General features: G+C 73.8%; 11 protein-coding genes. 5 read left to right on the forward strand and 6 right to left on the reverse strand.

From position 1 onward, the window contains the following. Window positions 1-224 precede the first annotated feature (224 nt). The 5 genes from G6556_RS00810 to G6556_RS00830 all read left to right on the forward strand — a co-directional run bounded on the left by G6556_RS00810 (window position 225) and on the right by G6556_RS00830 (window position 8913). Complete coding sequence (locus G6556_RS00810) at window positions 225-2714, forward strand: phosphoketolase family protein (protein WP_166937704.1); 2490 nt, start codon at window positions 225-227, stop codon at window positions 2712-2714. A 216-nt stretch (window positions 2715-2930) separates the two neighbouring features. Continuing rightward, on the forward strand, window positions 2931-5012 hold the full coding sequence (gene pta, locus G6556_RS00815; protein ID WP_166937706.1) for a phosphate acetyltransferase: 2082 nt from the start codon (window positions 2931-2933) through the stop codon (window positions 5010-5012). Beyond that, window positions 5009-6196, forward strand: a complete 1188-nt coding sequence (locus tag G6556_RS00820; protein ID WP_166937708.1) for an acetate kinase — start codon at window positions 5009-5011, stop codon at window positions 6194-6196. The genes pta and G6556_RS00820 overlap by 4 nt, the downstream gene beginning before the upstream one ends. An 89-nt stretch (window positions 6197-6285) precedes the next feature. After that, a complete protein-coding gene (locus tag G6556_RS00825) occupies window positions 6286-7077 on the forward strand; it encodes a prepilin peptidase (RefSeq protein WP_346774641.1) in 792 nt (263 codons plus the stop codon). 96 nt (window positions 7078-7173) lie between these two features. Next, window positions 7174-8913: a tetratricopeptide repeat-containing diguanylate cyclase gene (locus G6556_RS00830; RefSeq protein WP_166937710.1), complete on the forward strand. Its 1740-nt coding sequence runs from the start codon at window positions 7174-7176 to the stop codon at window positions 8911-8913. A gap of 72 nt (window positions 8914-8985) precedes the next feature. Here G6556_RS00830 and G6556_RS00835 read toward each other — a convergent pair whose 3' ends face one another. From G6556_RS00835 to G6556_RS00860, 6 genes are read right to left on the reverse strand one after another with little or no spacing between them, the layout of a single operon-like run. Further along, a complete protein-coding gene (locus G6556_RS00835; RefSeq protein ID WP_166937712.1) occupies window positions 8986-10515 on the reverse strand; it encodes a hypothetical protein in 1530 nt (509 codons plus the stop codon). A 6-nt stretch (window positions 10516-10521) separates the two neighbouring features. Further along, the gene (locus G6556_RS00840) at window positions 10522-11193 is read right to left on the reverse strand and encodes a hypothetical protein (protein ID WP_166937714.1); all 672 of its coding nucleotides are present in this window, start codon (window positions 11191-11193) and stop codon (window positions 10522-10524) included. After that, on the reverse strand, window positions 11190-11879 hold the full coding sequence (locus tag G6556_RS00845; RefSeq protein ID WP_166937716.1) for a fimbrial assembly protein: 690 nt from the start codon (window positions 11877-11879) through the stop codon (window positions 11190-11192). Before G6556_RS00845 ends, G6556_RS00840 begins: the two co-directional genes overlap by 4 nt. After that, window positions 11876-12940, reverse strand: coding sequence for a pilus assembly protein PilM (pilM, locus tag G6556_RS00850; protein WP_166937718.1), 1065 nt, complete (start codon window positions 12938-12940; stop codon window positions 11876-11878). Before pilM ends, G6556_RS00845 begins: the two co-directional genes overlap by 4 nt. A 43-nt stretch (window positions 12941-12983) precedes the next feature. Further along, a complete protein-coding gene (locus tag G6556_RS00855) occupies window positions 12984-14996 on the reverse strand; it encodes a hypothetical protein (protein ID WP_166937720.1) in 2013 nt (670 codons plus the stop codon). Beyond that, window positions 14993-15652, reverse strand: coding sequence for a hypothetical protein (locus G6556_RS00860; RefSeq protein ID WP_166937722.1), 660 nt, complete (start codon window positions 15650-15652; stop codon window positions 14993-14995). Before G6556_RS00860 ends, G6556_RS00855 begins: the two co-directional genes overlap by 4 nt. Window positions 15653-15716: the final 64 nt, after the last annotated feature.

A 15716-nucleotide genomic window follows, 5' to 3' on the forward strand; every position in this document is an offset into this window, starting at 1 on the left:
GGCCCGGGCACCCGACCCGCCGCACGGCGGCCCGCGTCCCCAGGCCTGGTGCGCCCGGAAGGGTGATGGGGTTGGATGGTTGACGGCTGCCTGAGCAGCCACGGGACTGCCTAGGTCGGACGTCCCGGCTCGCGACGTCACACGCCGCAAGGCTGGAGGGACCCGGCGGAGGTGCTCGACCGGGTCCACGGCACATCCGTGGTTCTGCGAAACGGGGAGAGAGCATGACTACGACGACGTCGAGGTCCGAGACCTGGCGGGCCGGTTCCGGCCAGCCGGTGTCGGACGAGACGCTCCGACGGATCGACGCCTGGTGGCGGACGGCCAACTACCTGTCGGTCGGGCAGATCTACCTGCTGGCCAACCCGCTGCTGCGCGAGCCGCTGACCAAGGACCACGTGAAGCCGCGGCTGCTCGGTCACTGGGGCACGACGCCGGGTCTGAACTTCCTGTACGCGCACCTGAACCGCGTGATCGCGGAGCGCCAGCAGTCGACGCTCTACCTGACCGGCCCCGGCCACGGCGGTCCGGGCCTGGTCGCCAGCGCCTACCTGGACGGCACGTACTCCGAGGTCTACTCGGACATCACGCCGGACGAGGAGGGCGTGCGCCGCCTGTTCCGCCAGTTCTCGTTCCCGGGCGGCATCCCGAGCCACGTGGCCCCGGAGACCCCCGGGTCGATCCACGAGGGCGGGGAGCTGGGCTACGCCCTGTCGCACGCGTACGGCGCGGCGTTCGACAACCCGGACCTGCTGGTCGCGGCGGTCGTCGGCGACGGCGAGGCCGAGACCGGCCCGCTGGCGACGTCCTGGCACTCGAACAAGTTCATCGACCCGGCCAAGGACGGCGTCGTGCTGCCGATCCTGCACCTCAACGGGTACAAGATCGCGAACCCGACCGTCCTGGCGCGCATCCCGGAGGAGGAGCTGCTCGACCTGATGCGCGGGTACGGCCACAAGCCGCACCTGTTCGTCGGCGGCTTCGACGGCGAGGACCACGCGGCCGTGCACGCCCGGTTCGCCGAGCTGCTGGACGTCGTGCTGGACGAGATCGCCGAGATCAAGGCGCGCGCCGCCGCGGGCGACGAGTCCCGCCCGGCCTGGCCGATGATCGTCTTCAAGACCCCGAAGGGCTGGACCTGCCCGCCGGTCATCGACGACAAGCAGGTCGAGAACTCCTGGCGCTCGCACCAGGTCCCGCTGGCCAGCGCCCGCGACACCGACGAGCACCTGCAGGTGCTCGAGGGCTGGCTGCAGTCGTACCGCCCGGAGGAGCTGTTCGAGGCGGACGGCTCGGTCAAGGCCGACATCACGGCCCTGTCCCCCGGCGGCACGCTGCGGATGAGCGACAACCCGCACGCCAACGGCGGGCTGCTGCTCAAGGACCTGCGGCTCCCCGACTTCCGCGACTTCGCGGTCGAGGTGCCGGTGCCCGGCGGCTCGATCTCCGAGGCGACGCGCGAGCTCGGCAAGTACCTCACCGAGGTCATCCGCCGGAACCCGGACAACTTCCGGATCTTCGGCCCGGACGAGACGGCGTCCAACCGCCTGCAGGCCGTGTTCGACGTGACCAACAAGCAGTGGAACGCCGAGTACCTGCCGACGGACGTCGACGACCACCTCGCCCGGATGGGCCGCGTCGTCGAGATGCTGTCCGAGCACCAGTGCCAGGGCTGGCTCGAGGGCTACCTGCTGACGGGCCGGCACGGCCTGATCACCAGCTACGAGGCCTTCATCCACATCGTCGACTCGATGTTCAACCAGCACGCCAAGTGGCTGAAGGTCACGAACCACATCCCGTGGCGCCGGCCGATCGCGTCGCTGAACTACCTGCTGTCCAGCCACGTGTGGCGCCAGGACCACAACGGCTTCAGCCACCAGGACCCGGGCTTCATCGACCACGTGGTCAACAAGAAGGCCGAGATCGTCCGGGTGTACCTGCCGCCGGACGCGAACACCCTGCTGTCGACGTACGACCACTGCCTGCGCAGCCGGCAGTACGTCAACGTCGTGGTGTCCGGCAAGCAGCCCGCGCCGAACTTCCTGTCGATGGACGAGGCCGTGGCGCACTGCACCCGCGGCCTGGGCATCTGGGAGTGGGCGGGCACCGAGGTCGAGGGCGAGGACCCGGACGTGGTCCTCGGCTGCGCCGGCGACGTGCCGACCCTGGAGGTGCTGGCGGCGGCGCACATCCTGCGCGAGGAGCTGCCCGACCTCAAGGTCCGCGTGGTCAACGTCGTCGACCTCATGCGCCTGCAGGACGAGCGGGAGCACCCGCACGGCCTGTCGGACCGCGACTTCAACACGCTGTTCACGACCGACAAGCCGATCGTGTTCGCGTACCACGGCTACCCGTGGCTGATCCACCGCCTGACGTACCGCCGCAAGGGGCACAAGAACCTGCACGTGCGGGGGTACAAGGAGGAGGGCACGACCACCACGCCGTTCGACATGGTCATGCTCAACGACCTCGACCGGTACCACCTGGTGATCGACGTCATCGACCAGGTGCCGTCGCTCGGCTCGAAGTACGCGGGCCTGCGCCAGCGCATGGTCGACGCCCGGCTCCGGGCGCACGACTACACCCGGGCGCACGGGGAGGACCTCCCCGAGGTGCGCGACTGGGTGTGGCCGGACGCCGGCGAGACCGGCACCGAGGAGGGCGGCCCCCAGCAGTCCACCGCCACCCTCGCGACGGGCGGCGACAACGAGTAGTCCCGACGCGGCCGATGGCCCGCACCGCACCGGTGCGGGCCATCGGCCTTCTGGGACCTAGGTCACACGGGTCGACCACCAGGCGGCGTGGAGGGTGCCCGGGTGGCCCGCGTCACCCGGGCTCCGGTGCGATCCGGCGCCGGATGTCCGGCAGAATTCATCCCACCACCTGACGGCCGGCGACCCCGGCCCAGCCGACGAGGAAGAAGCCCACCCGTGGCCCGCAGCATCTACGTCACGTCCCCGGAGGGGGACACCGGCAAGTCGACCGTCGCCCTCGGTCTGGTCGACCTGCTGACCCGCACCGTGCAGAGGGTCGGCGTGTTCCGGCCGATCGCGCGCTCGACCGAGACCCGCGACTACGTGCTGGAGCTGCTGCTCGCCCACGACGGCGTCGACCTGTCCTACGAGGACTGCATCGGCACCACCTACGAGGCCGTGCACCACGACCCCGAGGCCGCGCTCGCCACCATCGTGCAGCGCTACCACGCGGTCGCCCGCGACTGCGACGTGGTCGTCGTCGTCGGCACGGACTACACCGACATCGCCGGCCCGGCCGAGCTCGGCTTCAACGCCCGGATCGCGGCCAACCTCGGCGCGCCGGTGCTGCTGTGCGTCAAGGGCCAGGGCCGCTCCCCCGAGGAGGTCCGCCAGGTCGCCGAGGTCGCCGCCGCCGAGCTCGAGGCCGGGCACGCGCAGGTCGTCGCGATCGTCGCCAACCGGTGCGACCCGGAGAACCTCGACGCGATCCGGTCCGAGCTGTCCACCCGCGCCACCGCGTGGGCGCTGCCCGAGGAGCCGTTCCTCGTCGCGCCGACCGTCCGCCAGCTCATGGAGTCGGTCGACGGCACCCTCGTCGGCGGCGACGCCGAGCTGCTGCCCCGCGAGGCCACCGACGTCCTGGTCGGCGCCATGTCCATCGAGCACCTGCTGGAGCGGCTGTCCGACGGCGTCGTCGTGATCGTCCCCGGCGACCGGTCGGACATCCTGCTCGGCCTGCTGATGGCGCACGCCGCCGACGGCTTCCCGTCGCTGTCCGGCATCATCCTCAACGGCGGCTTCGAGCCCCCGGCCACCGTGTCCCGCCTGGTCGACGGCCTGCACAGCCGGCTGCCGATCATCCGCACCGAGCTCGGCACGTTCGCCTCCGCGTCCGCCGCCGCCGGCACCCGCGGCCGGCTGTCCGCCGACTCGCAGCGCAAGGTCGACACCGCCCTCGCGCTGTTCGAGAAGCACACCGACGCCGAGGAGGCGCTGGCCGCCCTCGAGGTGCCGGCCCCCGAGGTCGTCACGCCGCTCATGTTCGAGTACGAGCTGCTCGACCGGGCCCGGTCCGACCGCAAGCACGTCGTGCTGCCCGAGGGCAACGACGACCGCATCCTGCGCGCCGCCTCCACCCTGCTGCAGCGCGAGGTCGCCGACCTGACGATCCTCGGCGACGAGGCGGCCATCCGGACCCGCGCCACCGAGCTCGGCCTGGACCTGTCGGCCGCGACGGTCATCGACCCGAAGGCCGGCCGGCTGCTCGAGCGGTTCGCCGCCGAGTATACCGAGCTGCGCAAGCACAAGGGCATGACCGTCGAGCGGGCCCGCGAGATCGTGTCCTCGGTGTCCTACTTCGGCACGATGATGGTGCAGCTCGGCCTGGCGGACGGCATGGTCTCCGGCGCCGCGCACACCACCGCGCACACCATCAAGCCGTCGTTCGAGATCATCAAGACCACCCCGGGCACCTCCGTGGTGTCCTCGGTGTTCCTCATGTGCCTCGAGGACCGCGTCCTGGTCTACGGCGACTGCGCCGTGAACCCGGACCCGACCGCCGAGCAGCTCGCGGACATCGCGATCTCCTCGGCGGAGACCGCCGCGCAGTTCGGCATCGAGCCGCGCATCGCGATGCTGTCCTACTCCACCGGGTCGTCCGGCTCGGGCGCCGACGTGGACAAGGTCCGCACCGCCACCGAGCTGGTGCGCGAGCGCCGTCCCGACCTGAGCGTCGAGGGCCCGATCCAGTACGACGCCGCCGTCGACGCCTCGGTCGCCCAGACCAAGATGCCCGACTCGGCCGTCGCCGGCCGCGCCACCGTCTTCGTCTTCCCGGACCTGAACACCGGCAACAACACCTACAAGGCCGTGCAGCGCTCCGCCGGCGCCGTGGCGGTCGGCCCGGTGCTCCAGGGCCTGCGCAAGCCCGTCAACGACCTGTCCCGGGGCGCCCTGGTGCAGGACATCGTCAACACCGTCGCCATCACGGCGATCCAGGCCCAGGCCATGGGCGCGACCCCGGAAGGCTCGAAGTGAACCACGTCCTCGTCATCAACTCCGGCTCCTCGTCCATCAAGTACCAGCTGGTCGACGCCACCTCCGGCGACGCGCTCGCCTCCGGCATCGTGGAGCGCATCGGCCTCGAGGTCGGCAAGGTCAAGCACGAGGGCCCGAACGGCACCACCGTGCTCGAGCAGCCCGTCCCGGACCACGAGACCGGCATGCGCCTCGTCCTCGGCCTGTTCGAGGAGCAGGGCCCGCAGCTCCGCGAGGAGGACCTCACCGCCGTCGGCCACCGCGTCGTCCAGGGCGGCGACGTCTTCGACGGCCCGGCCGTGATCGACGACGCGGTCCTCGCGCAGATCGACGAGCTGTCCCCGCTCGCCCCGCTGCACAACCCGGCGAACGTCGCGGGCATCGAGGCCGCGCGGCACGCCTTCCCGAACATCCCGCACGTCGCGATCTTCGACACCGCGTTCCACCGCACCATGCCGCCGGCCGCGTACACCTACGCGATCGACCAGGAGGTCGCGAAGGAGTTCAAGATCCGCCGGTACGGCGCCCACGGCACCTCGCACCTGTACGTGTCCCGCGCGACCGCCGAGTTCCTCGGCAAGCCGCTCGAGGAGCTCAACACCATCGTGCTGCACCTCGGCAACGGCGCCTCCGCGTCGGCCGTCCGCGGCGGCGCGTGCATCGACACCTCGATGGGTCTCACGCCGCTGGAGGGCCTGGTCATGGGTACCCGGTCCGGCGACATCGACCCGGCCGTGCTGTTCCACCTCGCGCGGGTCGGCGGCTACACGATCGACCAGCTCGACGAGCTGCTCAACCGCAGGTCGGGCATGCTCGGCCTGTCCGGCTACACCGACATGCGCGACGTGCACGACGCCGCGGCGCAGGGCGACGAGCGCGTGAAGACCGCCCTCGACGTCTACTACCACCGCATCAAGGGCTACGTCGGCAAGTACTACGCCGAGCTCGGTCGCGTCGACGTCATCACCTTCACCGCCGGCATCGGCGAGAACGACGACATCGTCCGGCTCAACGCCCTGGCGGGCCTCGAGCGCCTCGGCATCCAGGTCGACCCGGAGCGCAACGCCGGCCGCATCAAGGAGCCGACGGTCATCTCCCCCGACGGCGCCGAGGTCACCGTGCTGGTGATCCCGACGAACGAGGAGCTGGAGATCGCCCGGCAGTCCGTCGCCGCGATCGGCTGACGCCGACACCTCCCACGGGCCCCGCACCGGACCACCGGTGCGGGGCCCGTGGCGTTGGGTAGGTGGTGCGGGGCGGTGATGATCGCGGGGTGCTGCCGCTCGCCGCCCTCGTCACCGCCGCCGCCGTGCTCGGGCTCGCGGTCGGCTCCTTCCTCAACGTCGTCGTCTGGCGCGTGCCCCGCGACCAGTCCGTCGTGCCGGGGAGCGCGTGCCCCCGCTGCGGGCACCGGATCCGCGCCCGGGACAACGTCCCGCTGCTGTCCTGGGTGCTGCTCCGCGGCCGCTGCCGGGACTGCGGCGCCGCGATCAGCACCCGCTACCCGCTGGTCGAGGCCGTGACGGCCGCCCTGTTCGCGGGCGCCGCGGCGCTGCTCGGGCCGTCCTGGGCGCTGCCCGCCCTGCTGTACCTGGTCGCCGTCGCCGTGGCGCTGACGCTCATCGACCTCGACGTTCACCGGCTGCCCGACGCGATCGTGCTCCCCGCCTACCCCGTGGGCGCCGCGCTCCTGGTCCTCGCGTCGGCGAACCCCGGCGGCGAGCCCGCGTGGGGCGCCCTGGCGCGCGCGGCGGCGGGCGGGGCCGGGCTGCTCCTGCTCTACCTGGTCATCGCCCTCGCGTACCGCGGCGGGATGGGGCTGGGGGACGTCAAGCTCGCCGGGGTGCTCGGGATGTTCCTGGCCTGGTTCGGCTGGGACGCGCTCGCCGTCGGCGCCTTCGCGGCCTTCCTGCTCGGCGGCGTGCTCGCCCTCGCGCTGCTGGCCACCGGGCGCGCGCGCCGCGGCACGGGCATCCCGTTCGGGCCGTGGATGCTGGCCGGCGCGCTGCTCGGGATCGCCGCCGGCGGGCCGGTCGCGGACTGGTACCTGGGGCTGCTGACGTAGGTCGCCCGGATCCGCCCCGCAGCCACCCGTCCGGCTGCACGGAGTTCACCCGCGCGATACCTCCAGGTCCCCCGCCCCCCGACCGATACGACGCACGTGACGAGTGCCTGGACGACGCAGCAGGAGGCCCGAGCGTCCTACTGGCGCTCGGAGCTGGCGCGCGTCGACCGGCTGTGCGACGCGGCCCCCGCGCTGTGCGTGGCCGCCGTCCCCGCCCTCATCGCGGAGGCGCGCGCCGAGCGCGTCGTGCCCGTGGAGATCGAGCTCGAGTACAACAGCGGCTGGGCGCACCACCTCCTCGGCGAGGACGTCCCCGCGCTGGCCGCCATGGAGCGCGCGCTCCACCTCGCGACGACCCACGGGCTGCGCGCCTGGGAGGGCCGGCTGCTGCAAGGCCTCGCGGCCGTCTACAACGGGTTCGGCGACAACCTGTCGGCGCTCGAGCTGCTCGACCGGTCCCTGACGATCCGGCGCGAGCTGCACGACACCGGCGGCCTCGCCGCGGCGCTCAACAACCTCGCCGACACCTACATCTCGATGGGCCGGTTCCCGGACAAGGCCCGCGAGCTCCTCGACGAGGCCGCGCGCCTGTGGCCCGAGCTCGACCGGCCGGACGGCACCTGCGCGACGCTCACCGGCCTCGCCAAGCTCGACACGGACGAGAGCGAGGCGCTGGCGGGCACCGACCCCGTCCGCTCCCGGGCGCTCGCCGAGCGGGCGGTCCGCCAGGCCACCGAGGGCCTCGAGGCCGCGCGCGGGGTCCCGGACGCGGACGGCGGCTCGACGGGCAACCCCCGGATGGCCGCGGAGGCGCAGGTCCGGCTGGCCCGCGCGCAGATGGCGCTGGGCGACCTCGACGCCGCCGAGGCGGCCCTCGCGGACGCCGAGACGGCGCTCCCCCGCGTCGCCGCGCGCTACCTGACCATCCGGTACCACGCCGCGCACGGCCGGCTCCGCCGGCTCCGCGGCGACTACGCCGGCGCCCGCGCGACGCTCACGACCGGCCTGCTGCTCACCGAGCAGTCGCTGCGCCCGATGGAGCGCGCCGACGTCCTGCTCGAGCTCGTCCAGGTGCACGAGGACGCCGGCGACCTGCGCGCCGCGCTGCAGACCCACCGGGAGTACCACGAGGCCGTCATGGCCCAGCGCGACCAGGCCGCGGAGCGCCGCGGCATCGTCGTGAACGCCCAGCTCGACATCGAGCGCGTCCGGCAGGGCCGGGACCAGGCCCGCAAGCGCGCCGCCGAGCTCGCCGCGCTCAACGAGTCCCTTCGGCACGACGCGGCGCACGACGCGCTCACCGGGCTGCTCAACCGCCGCGGGCTCGACGCCATCGTCACCGCCCGGCTCGGCCACGAGGCCGACCTCGCCTACGTCGTCGCCGACCTCGACCTGTTCAAGTCGGTCAACGACCAGCACTCGCACCCCGTCGGCGACGAGGTGCTGCGCCGGGTCGCGCAGATCATGATCGGCGCCGTGCGCGTCGGGGACGTCGTCGCGCGCGTCGGCGGCGAGGAGTTCACCCTCGTCCTGCTGGACTCGCCCCAGGAGCAGGCGCAGGCTGTCTGCGAGCGGATCCGCACCACCATCGAGGGCTTCCCCTGGCACGAGCTGTCCCCGGACCTGCACGTCACGATGAGCTTCGGCGGCGCCATGGCCGAGCCCGACGAGCCCGCCGCCGGCCTCGTGGCGCGCGCCGACGCGGCGCTGTACCGGGCCAAGCGGCTCGGGCGGAACCGGGTCGTGTTCGACCGGGAGCTGCCCGAGCAGCCGACGGAGCCGGGCGCGACCGGGTCGGCCACGGGCGCGGCCGCCGCGCTGCACCACACGGCCTGACGGGCGCGCCGGGTCGCACGCACGGCGCGCCCGCCCCCGGCCGGGGACGGGCGCGCGCTCAGCCGCCTCGGATCACCTGCCCTGCAGCAGGGCCTCCAGGTCGCACCGCGACTCGGTGCACGGCTCCTTCTTGGCGGTCTGGAACTCGACCAGCCGCTTCGTCTTCACGGTGCCGACCGGGTGCCCGATCGCGCCCCGGGGGTTGTACCCCTGGCCCCAGGTCTCGTAGCCGAGGCCCGAGGACGTGGTGGAGTCGGCGACCTGCTTGGTCCAGCGGATGTGCCCCTGCCCGACCGAGAACGACACCACGCCGGTGTCGAGCAGCCCGGGGACCGTCTCGTAGGAGGCGCCGCCGCAGAAGGTCGCCTTCCCGGGCCACTTCGGGAAGCACTCGTACGAGTCGTCACCGTAGCCGTAGAGAGCGCCGTCCGAGGTGATCATCGCGGCGCCGGTGAAGGTGTACTGCAGCGCCACGACGCCCGACACGTTCGGGAGCACGCCGGGTGCCCGCGCCGCGCGCAGCGTCGCCGCCTTGCTGTCGTCCGGCAGCCGCCCGCCGACCCGGCCGGCGTTCGTGCCCCAGGTGAGGACCCGGCCGTCGGACAGCAGCGCGCCGCCGAGGTTGATGCCCGAGTCCAGCTGGACGATGTACGCGCCGGGGCTGTTCGTGCGGTTCCAGTCGTTGAGCACCGTCGAGCGCTGCGCGACGTGCTGCGTCCCGGTCGCGTCACCCGTGCCGCCCTCCGGCGTGCGGGGCCGCTCGTAGGTGCTGGCGCCGCCCCAGTAGTAGACGTCCCCGTTCTCCAGGAGGACCCAGAACGTCTTGTACCCGCCCTTGAGGTACACCGGGCGGTTGCCCGGGATGCTCGGGTCGGGCAGGCCCTCGACCTTCTGGGCGCCCACCGGGTTCTTCGAGCAGCCGTCGCCGACACCGGGGTTGCCGCCGTACTCCGCGCGGCCCCACCGGTAGACCGACCCGTCGCCGGTCAGCGCCGCTCCGGCCATCTCCGTGCTGCTGATCTGCTGCACCCCGCTGAGCAGCTCGCCGGAGCCGTTCCAGGCGCTGCCGACGCGCAGCCGCTCGGGCTGCACCGACATGCCGATGCAGCCCAGCCGGCCGTCCCGGTCCTGGACGCTGTCGGTCCCGTCGCGCGCCGCGGAGTACGCGCCCCAGCCCCACACGTGCCCGTCGTAGTCGAGGGCGTTGAAGTTGTAGATGCCCGCCGTCACGGCCCGGATGTTCCCCTCGGGCAGGCCCTCGACCTGGCGCGGCCACTCCCGGTCCCGCGGGCCGATGGTGTCGGCGGAGTAGACGCCGTCGATGCCGCGACCGGTGCGGCCCCAGACGTACACGTTGCTGTCGACGCCGCGCTGGATGGCGCTGTCGACGGTGCGGTTGTTCGCGCCGTTGTCCATCCGCACCTGCACCGGCGGGTCCAGGACGTCGTCCAGCGGACGCAGGACGTCCCCCTGCAAGGCCGAGGCCCCCTGCCCCTGACGACTCACGTCGGCCGCCGTCACCGGCCCGCTCGCGGTCGCCAGGAGCGCCCCCGTGCACAGCAGCGCGCCCACCAGGCGCACTCCCCCTCGTCGTCGTGCCATGTCACATCACCTTTCGTCGGTGTCGTCGGTGTCGTCGGTGTCGTCGGTGTCGTCGGTGTCGTCGGTGTCGTCGGTGTCGGGCGCGAGCACGTAGGTGTGCCCGCCGATGGAGAACCGCTCGCGGCCCTCCTCGTCTGCGGAGGTCCAGGTCAGGTAGCTGAGCAGGAACAGCCGCTGCTGCTCGCCCTGGAGCGCGCTGGCGTACTCCTGCGCCTGCTCGAAGGTGCCCTCGACGGTGAGCGAGATCGGCACCGCGTGCAGCCCCGCGGGCGGCGCGGGCAGGACCGGCGCCTCGGTGCCGTCGGGAGCCGGGGGGAGCTCGGGCGGATCGCCCAGCAGCTGCGCCGTGCCGACGGACACGCTGGTCACCGTCGCCCCGGTCGCCTCGGCCATGGCGGCCAGGCCCCGGGTGAGCTCGGGGAGCTCGACCTCCGTCGGGAACTGGGTGCGGAGGGCGGCGAGCTCGGCGCGGCGCTCGTCCAGCCGGTCGAACTCGGCCGCGAGCGCCGCCACCTGCACCCGGAGCAGGTCGTTGCGCTCCTCGGTGGCGTCCCGGTCGGCCCGCGCCTCGTCGACCGTGTCCAGCAGCGGCGAGTACAGCAGCAGCCAGGCCCCGGCGGCGAGCGCCAGGGCGAGCAGCACCGTGCCGCCGATCCAGACCGGGTTCTGCGCCTTCACGCGGCACCTCCCTCGTCGGGCAGATGCACGCCGGACAGGCCGTGCACGTTGACCTGGACGGTGGAGGTGACGGTGTAGGAGCTCACGCCGTCCAGGTCGGCGAGCCGCGCCGAGCTGAACCGTGCGTCCATCAGCCCGGGGATCGCCTCGAGCGCCTCCAGCCAGGCCGCGGTGTCCGGCAGCGTGTCCGAGGCCACCTCGAACGCGATGGCCGCGACCCCGTCGGTGCCCAGCGGGTCGGGGGCGACGGCCACGGTCCGCTCCGTGGGGTTGGACCCGCCCGCGGAGAACGAGGTGATCACGGCGCCCGGTGGTGCGACGGCCTCGATCTGGCGGATCAGGTCCACCCAGCGGACCTCGTAGCCCATCCCCAGCGTGCGCGCCTGGACGGCCCGGGTGAGGGCGTCCCGCACCTCGGCCGCCTCCGCGAACCGCTCCCGCTCGGCCTGCAGCCGGGAGGTCTCGTCCTGGGCGAGCCGGAGCTCGCCCTGCGCCTCGCGCTCCAGGCCGAGCAGCCAGGTGTGGCCGGCGGCGAGCAGGACCACGAGGGCGACGAGCCCTCCCACGAGCCGGCGCCGCAGCCGCCGCGCGTCCTGCGCCGCGTACACGGACGCGGGCAGCAGGTTCACGCCCTGGTGGTCGGGCGAGGCCGCGGCGACGGCCGGCGGGCTGCTCGCGCGGCTCACGCGGCCACCCCCTCGGCGAGCCCGACCGCGAGCGGCACGACGGCGCCGAGGTCGCCCGCGAGCCGGTCCCGGGAGACGCCCCGGGCGACCGTCAGCCCGCTGTCCAGGGTGCCGAACGCGGCGGGCAGGCCGAGCGTGGTGGCCAGGAACTGCCCGAGACCCGGGATCCGGGACCCTCGCCCGACCAGGAGCATCCGGTCCACCGGGCGCCCCGCGGACGTGGCGTAGTAGGCGAAGCTCGACCGGAGGGACTCGGCGAGACCCTGGGCGCGCCGGACCAGCACGCTCGCCGCCGGGGCGACGTCGGGCGGGACCGTGGCGGGGTCCACCACGCCGACGGTGCGCTTGATCTCCTCCGCCCGCTGCTCCGGGACGCCGAGCGCCTCCCGGACCGCCGAGGTCAGGTCGGCGGAGCCCGTGGGCAGGGTGCGGTACATCCGCAGCAGGCCGCGGTCCGCGACGACGACGTCGGTGATCGCCGCGCCGAGGTCGACGATCCCGACGACCTCCTCGCGCAGCGCGCCGTGGATCAGCGCACGCAGCAGCCCGAACGCGTTCAGGTCGACGCGCACCGTGCGCAGCCCGGCGGCGGCGACCGCGGCGGTGTTCGCCTCCACGGTCTCCTCCGGGACCGCGACGAGCATGCCCCGGACCTGCCCGTCCTCCCCCGCGTCCCCCACCGGGTGGAAGTCCAGCAGGCAGTCCTCCACGCGCACCGGCAGCAGGTCCTGCACCGGCCCGAACCGCAGGGACGCGCGGATCTGGTCGAGCGGGGCGGGCGGGACCGCGAGGTCCCGGACGAACACCCGCTGGTTGCCGACGCCGAGGACGACGTCCTTGCAGCCGAAGCGCTCGGACCGCCACAGCGTGCGCAGCGCCGAGGTCACCGCCGCCGGCCGGACCACCTCGCCGTCGCGCATCGCGGCGGCGTCGACCGGCTGCTCGCCGACGCGCAGCAGCCGCACTCGCGGCCCGGCGCCTCCGCCGGTGTGGATCTCCACCTCGGCGGCACGCACGCAGCGGCTGCCGAGGTCGAGCCCGACCACGCGGGTCTTGCTCATGCCATGTCCTCTCGTCGGTTCGGGGGGTCGAGCGGGTGACCGGTCACGGGGCGCGGACCGCCGCCTCGGTCGCGTGCTCCTCGGTCCAGATGACGGTCCAGGTCACGTCCCCGAACGCGGGGAAGTACGGCGGGCGCAGCCCGTGGTCCAGGCGGCTGTCGTACCGGTAGTCCTTGAGGTAGCCCCGGAGCGGCTCGGTCGCGGTGGGCAGGGTGCCGATGGCACCCCGGAACCGCTGGGCCATGGCGCCGAACACCCGGAGGTCGCCGAGTGCACCGGTGAGCTGGTTCGCCTGCAGCCGGATGCTGCCGTCGAGGGCCATCAGGGAGGCCTGGACGTTGAGGCCGGTCGCGGGCTCCACGACGCCGGTCGCGGGCAGCGCGTACCGGGTCGGCCACCCCGTCACCGGGGTCGCGACGGCGCCCGGCGACGGGCGCCACACCCACTCGCCCGCCACGTTCGTGCCCCGCATCAGGCGGAGGGCCGGCCGGATGTACTCGATCGACTGGCCCGCGACCACCCCGAGGGCGTGCCCGCCGTGCTCGCCGTCGGCGAGCAGCAGGTCCCCGGTGAGCACCACACCTCGGGCCGCCGCGAAGGTGGCGCTGCCCCGGACGACCCCCTCCAGGTACAGGTTCCCCAGCCCGGTGTGCTTCTGCGCCGACTGGAAGCTGACGTCGGAGCTGTAGGTGCTGGTGCCGTTGACCGGGGCCTGCCCGGTGTAGTCGCCCAGCGGGAGCTCGCGCCCGGCCGGGCCGCCGAGCTCACCGGCGTACAGCTCCCGACCGGCGGCCGTCGCGGCGTCCATCACGTAGACGAGCCCCTCGGCGGGGACGGCGACGGTCGCGCCCTCCGCGCTGCCCAGCCCGCCCGGGGTCGGGCCGGGCGTCCCGCAGCCCGCCCGGGCCAGGTCCGCGGTGGTGTCCTTGCTCCACACCGTCATCGTGCCGTCGGCGTGCGCGACGATCCGGGTCGCGCCGGCGTAGCGGCAGCCCGCCCGCTCCGCCTCCGCCGCCATGTCCGTGATCGGCGGCATGGCGAGCGGCGCCGGTACGGCGACCGGCGGCACCTCGAGGACCGCGTCCCGGTGCGTCGGGTGCAGGCACTCCACCCACGTGCTCGAGTCGGTCGGGTCGGCCAGCGTGCACCGCGGGTCCGCCGTCGAGACCTGACCCTTGAACACCGCCGGGCCACCCACGTCGTCCCAGGCGCGGATGGTGTCGTTGGAGTGCACGCGCCCCTCGACGACGTCGCCGTCCTGGAACATCGGGCTGCGGCACTCCAGGGTCTGCGGGAAGGCGATCGCCGAGCCCGGCGCGAGGTAGCCGTAGACCCGTGGGTGGGCGGCGAGGCCGACGTCGTCCCACGCGTAGGTCAGCTCGTCGGCCCCGTGCCCGAGCGCCCCGCAGGCCGCCGAGGTGGTCTGCTCGCCCGGGTAGGCGTCGTTCTCCGGGTACTGGGTCGGGTCCGTCAGCTCGTAGTCGGTGAAGTAGAGGTAGTCGGTCGCCGACGGGTGCGCGATCCGGGTCTGCACCGTGCGGTGCACGCCGTTCGCGCGGCCCACGGACTCGAGCAGCAGGTCGCGCTGCACGCTGTCGTACCGCAGGAGGCGGTAGTGGTAGGCCGGCTCCTCGCCGGTCGTCGCCGCGCCGGTCGCCACCGACACCCAGCCGCGCGGGGTGGTCCCGGACAGGTTCGTGCAGACGCGGCTGCCGTCGTCGAGCACCGGCAGCACCACGTCCGGGCCGGCCACCGCCGGGTTGGTGCAGTAGTTCTCCGGGTCGCCGCTCAGCGGGTCGGCGTGGTCCACGTAGTCGCCGTCCAGCCGGAGCCGCGTCAGGAAGTCCTGGATCCCGGACTGCGCGGCCGCCTCGGCCGCGGTGTCGTCCTGCTCGTAGCGGGAGGACCGGACGCTGTGCTGCAGGTAGGACAGCGAGGCGAGCAGGAGCGCCGAGACGAGCACCAGCGCGCCCAGGACGGCGACGATCGCAGCGCCGCGGTCCGTCGTCCCGCCGCACCGCCGGCGCAGGGTGCGCAGGGTCGGGAAGGTCGTCACAGCCGGCTCCAGGTGTCGAGGGAGATCCGCCGCAGCACCGTGGTCGGGCCGGCGGGCGCCGACGCGTCCCCCGACGCGACCACGACCGTCACCTCGACCGCGTCGATCGCCGCCGCCTCGGCCGGGGTCAGCGCGCGGTCGTCGCCGTCCGCCGGCAGGGCCGCGCCGCCGCGGGCGACGTAGCGGAACACGGGGGCCTGCACGTCCCGGGCGATCACCAGGTCCTCGTGCAGCGCTGGGCACGCCGTCGGCGGGCAGTCGTAGCTCCAGGCGGTCGTCGTCGACGTCGGGTCGGGGCGCTGGGTGATCCGCCGCAGCACGCCGTCGTCGCCCAGGCGCACGGTCACGCGCGTGGGACCGGTGGCCTCCCCGGTGTCGCTGCTCGGGTTGTCGATGTTCGAGTAGAAGACCAGCTCGGTCCCGCTCGCCTCGAGCACCGCAGCCTCGCCCGCCATCGCCTGGGAGAGCGTGCCGGGGGTCACCGCCTGGCCCAGGCTGCGTGACAACCACCGCATGGCGGACAGGGCCTGGTCGACCTGCCCCTGCCGGGCGAGGTTGTGCGCGTTCCCCTGGGTCAGCCCGATGGTGAGCGCGGCGACGAGGGCGAACACCACCGAGCCGATCATCATCACGACGACCAGCTCCGACAGGGTCATCCCGGTGTCGTCGCCCGTCCGGGCCCGGGTGGCGCGAGGGCGGCGCGCCGCCGGGGCCGGTCGG

The organism is Cellulomonas sp. IC4_254 (genome assembly GCF_011603975.1).
In the GTDB taxonomy this organism is placed as follows: Bacteria; Actinomycetota; Actinomycetes; order Actinomycetales; family Cellulomonadaceae; genus Cellulomonas.

Excerpts from the sequence above, each read along its gene's own strand:
- G6556_RS00810 (WP_166937704.1), top strand. The coding sequence starts at position 225 with ATGACTACGACGACGTCGAGGTCCGAGACCTGGCGGGCCGGTTCCGGC.
- G6556_RS00835 (WP_166937712.1), bottom strand. The coding sequence starts at position 10,515 with ATGGCACGACGACGAGGGGGAGTGCGCCTGGTGGGCGCGCTGCTGTGC.
- pilM (WP_166937718.1), bottom strand. The coding sequence starts at position 12,940 with ATGAGCAAGACCCGCGTGGTCGGGCTCGACCTCGGCAGCCGCTGCGTG.
- G6556_RS00860 (WP_166937722.1), bottom strand. The coding sequence starts at position 15,652 with ATGACCCTGTCGGAGCTGGTCGTCGTGATGATGATCGGCTCGGTGGTG.